Annotated in this window: 3 protein-coding genes and 1 pseudogene; 1 reads left to right on the top strand and 3 read right to left on the bottom strand. The window is 62.8% G+C overall.

Features of this window, described 5'->3' with window-relative positions; translation table 11 throughout:
- A pseudogene (locus tag Q0K43_RS10115) lies at positions 1 to 771 on the top strand (hypothetical protein); the annotation flags it as partial.
- A 48-nt stretch (positions 772 to 819) separates the two neighbouring features.
- Here the strand turns inward: Q0K43_RS10115 and Q0K43_RS10110 are convergent.
- The 3 genes from Q0K43_RS10110 to Q0K43_RS10100 all read right to left on the bottom strand — a co-directional run.
- Positions 820 to 2,664: a glycoside hydrolase family 13 protein gene (locus Q0K43_RS10110; RefSeq protein ID WP_297290411.1), complete on the bottom strand. Its 1,845-nt coding sequence runs from the start codon at positions 2,662 to 2,664 to the stop codon at positions 820 to 822.
- A 14-nt stretch (positions 2,665 to 2,678) separates the two neighbouring features.
- The gene (locus Q0K43_RS10105) at positions 2,679 to 4,856 is read right to left on the bottom strand and encodes a penicillin-binding transpeptidase domain-containing protein (protein WP_297290410.1); all 2,178 of its coding nucleotides are present in this window, start codon (positions 4,854 to 4,856) and stop codon (positions 2,679 to 2,681) included.
- Between the two features lie 21 nt (positions 4,857 to 4,877).
- A partial coding sequence (locus tag Q0K43_RS10100; RefSeq protein ID WP_297290409.1) for a hypothetical protein occupies positions 4,878 to 5,553 on the bottom strand: 676 nt, incomplete at its 5' end.

Below are 5,553 nucleotides of genomic sequence, written 5' to 3'. Positions count from 1 at the left end.
CAGGGGGAGTGGCTGCTGCTGGAACTCTACCTGGTGAGCCCGGAGTTGGAAGAGCATCAGCTGGCCACCCGGAAGCTGCAGGTCTATGCCGGGGACGCTCCCCTGGAGCAGGGGTGCCTGGTCTACTCACAGTGGCTGCCCTACAACGGCTTTGCCCCCCAGGGCCAGTCGTGGATGTCCCTCTCCGGTCTGGACTGGGGGCCTGAGGTGGCCTGGCGGGAGGAAGGCTACCAGTCCCGGGTCCACATGGCCTTCCTCTACCGGTTGCCGGAGGAGACGCCCCGGGAGGTGACCTATGAGCTGCTGGATCTGGAGGGGGGCGGGTCCCGCACCGGATCGCTGGAACTTACCCCGGCGGAGACACTGGCCGCCTACGCGGACAGCCGAACCTTTGAGGAAGGTACCGTCACCGCCCTGGTCAGCGAGGACGGGCGGCAGCTGTCGGTATACGCCCACCAGGAGGAGAACGACGACGGCCAGCTGCTGACGGGGGCCGCGCTATTCCACCATCAGGTCACCTTCATCGGGGCCTCCGGAACCCGCTATCCCGACGCAGGGGAGGGCTTCCGCAGCTTTGTCTCCGGCCATGTAAACGTCCAGCTGGCGGCAGCTCCAAGCTGGGTAGAGGAACCCATCGTGGCGGTGGAAATCGGGGCCGTCAAGCTGGTCTATGAGCATGATGTCTGGTGGGACGGTCCGGGAGGCGGTATGGTCCGCACCAAAGATGATGTGGTCTATGGGGATCTGAACTGGGTCATTGATTTAACATAAACAAAACGGGCCTGCTGCATACATGCAGCAGGCCCGTTTCTGATTTTATCAGGTCCCCGGCCGGTAGGGGGTGAGCAGCCACCCCGTCATGGGGGGCAAAGCCACCCGTCCGGCGGGCAGTTCCATACCGGTCATCCAGTCCCTGGCAGGCCAGGGCAGATCCATCAGCTCCAGGTCCTTGTTCACGTTGACGGCGGCCAGCACCGGCTGGCCCTCCCCCTCCCGCAGGAAGGAGAGCAGCTTGCCCTCCGCCTTCCACCAGCGGATGCTCCCCCGGCGCAGGGCGGGCAGTTCCTTTCGGGCCCGGCCCAGCTTGGTATACCAACGGCGCAGTACGTCGTCGGCCATCTCCCAGCGGTAGGTCCGCCGGTTAAAGGGGTCCTCAAAGCCCTCGATGCCCGCCTCGTCCCCGTAGTAGATCATGGGGGAACCGGGGAAGGCAAAGAGTACCAGGGCACCCAGCATCAGCTTGGAGCGGCCCAGCAGGTACTGCTCGGGGGTGAGGAAGTAGGAGGCACGCCAGTCCTTGTCGTGGTCCTGGCCGTCCCCGCCGTAGCCCAGCAGGGTGAGGATGCGGGGGGTGTCGTGGGTGCCCAGGAAGTTCATGGCGGATTGAAAGGCAAAGGGAGGATAGTTCTCCCGGATGGTCTCCATGGTGTTCTTGAAGTGGACGGCGTCCCCACCCATCAGGTAACTCAGCAGAGAGTTGCGGAAGGGGTAGTTCATCAGCCCATCGCAGTGGCCCCCCAGGATATGCTTGCGGCGGACGCCGTAGGCAATCTTGGTGGAGCCGTCCTCCCACACCTCTCCGATGACCACCGCCTCAGGGCTGGTCTGACGGGCGGCCTGGTGGATGCCGTGAACAAAGTCGTCGGGCAGCTCGTCGGCCACGTCCAGCCGCCAGGCGTCCGCCCCCGCCCGCAGCCAGCGGCGGACGATGCTGTTCTCGTCCCCGAAGATATAGTCCCGGTAGGAGGGTTCCCCCTCGTTGACGGCGGGCAGGGAGTAGATGCCCCACCAGGACTCGTACTGGTCGGGCCAGTGGGAGAAGTTGTACCACTTGTAGTAGGGGCTGTCCTGGGACTGGCAGGCGCCGTTTTCCAGGTAGGTGCCGTCCCCGTTGAAGTAGCGGCTCACATAGCCCTGGTGGTTGAACACCCCGTCCAGCATGATGTGGATGCCCAGCTTGTGGGCGGCGTCGCACAGAGCCTTGAAGTCCTCCTCGGTGCCCAGCATGGGGTCGATCTTCTCATAGTCACCGGTGCCGTAGCGGTGGTTTTCCGGCGCCTCAAACACAGGGCAGAAGTAGATGGTCTCCACCCCCAGATCGTGGAGGTAGGGCAGCTTTTCCGTGACGCCCTTCAGATCGCCGCCGAAGAAGTCCCGGTTGCGGACCTCCCCGTTGGCGTCAGGCCGGTACTCCGGCTCCTCCCGCCAGCTGGTGTGGACGGTGCGGCCTCCGGGCATGCCGGTGGGGTCGGGTACTTTGGTGCGGCGGAACCGGTCGGGGAAGATCTGGTAGGTGACCCCCTCCCCGAACCAGCCGGGTACCTGGTCGCTGCCGTCGTACACCGTCAGCTGATAGGGACCCAGCTCCTCCCGCCGGCCGTCCAGCCCTTCCAGGCGGAAGGAGTACCAGATGAGCCCTATATGTGTCCCGGTGTCCAGGGTGACCTTGAGTACGTCCCGGTCGCCGTCGATGCCGTCCCAGGTCATGGGCAGTTCCAGCCGCCGCTCCTGGGCGGACTCAAAATAGGCAATGCACACCGCCCGGGAAAACCCCTCCGACCGGAGGGGGCGCAGAGCGAGGGACACTTGCGTCCCGGCAGGCACCGCCCCGTAGGGCTGCTTATACCGGATGTCCCGGCTGTCAAAGGTCATTGGGTCCAGCAAACAAAAGACTCCCTTCAGCGGATCAGCGTATTTTCCGTCCCGATGGATTCCATGGTATGCTCGCTGCCGAAGTAGTAGTTGACGATCTCGCCGGCGGCACTGGCCAGGTTGGCGCCGGACGCGCCGCCCTCCACCACCATGGAGATGACAATCTCCGGATCGTCATAGGGGGCAAAGAGGACGAACACGGCGTTGGCGTTCTGGTCGGCGGACACCTGGGCGGAACCGGTCTTGGCGCCCACCTCCACCGCCAGGTTGTTCAGGTACTGATCCACCGTACTCTCCGGGTCGTTGGCCACTTCCCACATGCCCAGCTTCACCGCCTCCACCCACTCCGGGTTGAGATCCAGCGTCTCCACCGGCTGGGCCTCATACTCATACACCGTCTCGGAGAAATCGCTGGATTTTACTGTCTTGAGCAGGTGGGTCTGGTAGCGGTTGCCTCCGTTGACCAGGGTGGCAATATAGTTGGACAGCTGGATCAGGGTGATCTTGGTGTTCTCCTGGCCGATGGCGGCGGAGAGCAGATTGCCGCCGTACCACTCCTGATTGAGCATCTTACTGGTCTCAGGCCCGGCCACATAGCCCTCCGCCTCGCCCAGCTCCAGGCCGGTTTTCTGGCCCAGGCCGAACATGGCGGCATACTCGTCGATCTTCTCGATGCCCAGCCGATGGCCCATTGTGTAGAAGTAGATGTTGCAGGAGTCCCGCAGGGCGTCGGCCATGTTCTCCCAGCCGTGCATACCCCGGTACTGGCGGTAGATCCAGCACTGGGGATGATAGTCCCCGTAGGGATAGTGTTCCTCCTCGGGCAGCTGGAGATAACCGGTATCCTGGATCTTCTCGGTGGGGGTCACAAGCCCCTCCTCCAGGGCGGCAATGGCTACCAGAGGCTTAAAGGTGGAGCCGGGGTAGTAGATCTCGCTGGTGGCCCGGTTGACAAAGGGCTTGCGGGGATCGTTGAGGGCCTGCTGATAGGCCTCGTTGCTGCTGTATACGGTGGACAGGTCGTAGGTGGGATAGGAGGCCATGGCCAGAACGCCGCCATCGTTGACGCTCTGCACCACAATGGCGCCCTTCTCCTTGGTGTCGGCCAGGCTTTCAATGGTGTTGGCCAGCACCTCCTCCACCTTCTCCTGGAGTCGCAGATCCAGGGTGAGCATGACGTGGTTGCCCGGTTCCGGTTCCATCGTCTCGCCGGTCTCGCCGTCCACCATCCAGTTCTCGCTGACCACCTTGCCGCTGGTATTCATCTCCTGGATCAGGGTGCCCGACTTGCCCCGCAGGTAGTCCTCAAAGGCGTATTCCAGCCCGTCGATGCCCACGGAGTCGTTCATATTGTACCCTTTTGCCTTGTAGGTCTCCCAGTTTTCCGTCTGGATAGGGCCCACCCGGCCCAGCAGATGGGCGGCGCTGGTGGTGTTGTACTGCCGGACGGTGGTGGCGGAGATGTTAATCCCGGTAAGGCTCCGCTCCTTCACGGCGGAGATCACATCGATATTCACATCCTGGGCGAAGATATATTCCGTCTGCTTCACGTCCCGGCTGCGGAGATTGAGTTCATAGAGTACGCCGATGAGGGCTCGGGCATCGGCGTCGGAGAGCGACTCGTCGATCAGGAAGTACTGCCGCAGACCGGCAATGACCTCTTCCGCCGTGGGGCCCTCCCCCAGTGCCTTCACGCTGGAAGCGGCGGCCAGGTCGTCGCTGCTCCAGCGGTTGGGCAGGATCTTGTCCCCCAGGGGCAGAGTGTCCAGCAGAGCGCCCAGATAGCTGAATTTGACCTTCCCCTCGCTGTTGGTATACACCAGGGCGTTTTCGTCCGTGTAGGTAAAGGGGGCGTCCTTGGAGATGGGCAGGGTGTCGGTCCACTCCAGGTCGTTTTCCCGGCAGATGGTGATCAGCTCCAGCAAATTGGCGTTGCGCTGGGCCTCCGCCCCCATGAGAGAGGAATTGAGGGTGATCTCATAGGTGGCCCGGTTGCCTACCAGAGAGCGCCCGTATCGATCCAGCAACTCCCCTCGGGCTGCCTCCACCGTTACTGTGTTGGCGATCTTTACCGTGGAGGCCGCCCGGTATTCATCGCCCTTGACGATTTGCAGGTTATAGAGGACCAAGGCAAAGCAGACCAGCAGCAATGCCAAAAAAATACCGATGATAAGAGTACGGATGTGAAATTGCTTGCCTTCCACGAGTCAGATCTCCTTCCGGGGTCAGGGGGTGATGCGTACAGTGGTCTTGTGGTAGAAATTGGCCACCGCCTGGTTGACCCAGATGGCGGGATCCTCCTTCAAATCACCGTTGAAGAGCAGCGGGTACAGGTTGCCCGGCACGTCAAGAGGCTTCAATACCACATCGGTGACGGTGGAATCCTCCAGCAGGGGCAGACGGTCTACCTGCTGCTGCCAATAGTATTCCGCCGAGCCGTCGGCCAGGGCGGCGGCGGCCCGGCCGGTCGTGCTTATGTCGTAGTAGCGGTAGTAGACAGTGGTAAAGGCCAGCAGGATCAGCAGTACCGGCACGGCGATCCAGGCCCGGCGCAGCAGCTTCTCCCCGCCGGCCAGCCGGGGCAGCACTGCCCGGCGAATCCAGCCCAGCCAGTACCACAGGTTGGCGGTCACCAGCCAGAAGAAGGAATAAAACACAATGCTCCGCAGCCGCTCCGGTCCGGCCTCCCCCAGAGCGTAGAAGTGGGGGGCGTTCTGGGCGGCGAAGAGGAGAAAGGTAAAGACCGAAAAGACCACAGGCAGGGGGAAGGTGAACTTCACCTTGCCGGTGAGGGCCCACAGCAGGGGGATCATCAGCAGGAATACCAGCAGAATGGGCCAGCTGAACCACTCCAGCACATCGGCCCATGCCTGTTCAATGGAGCGGCACACCGCGTCCACC

This window comes from uncultured Flavonifractor sp. (assembly GCF_944383115.1).
In the GTDB taxonomy this organism is placed as follows: domain Bacteria; phylum Bacillota; class Clostridia; order Oscillospirales; family Oscillospiraceae; genus Flavonifractor.
Note: the sequence above shows the minus strand (reverse complement) of the source record. Positions and strands in the feature narration are given on the sequence as shown.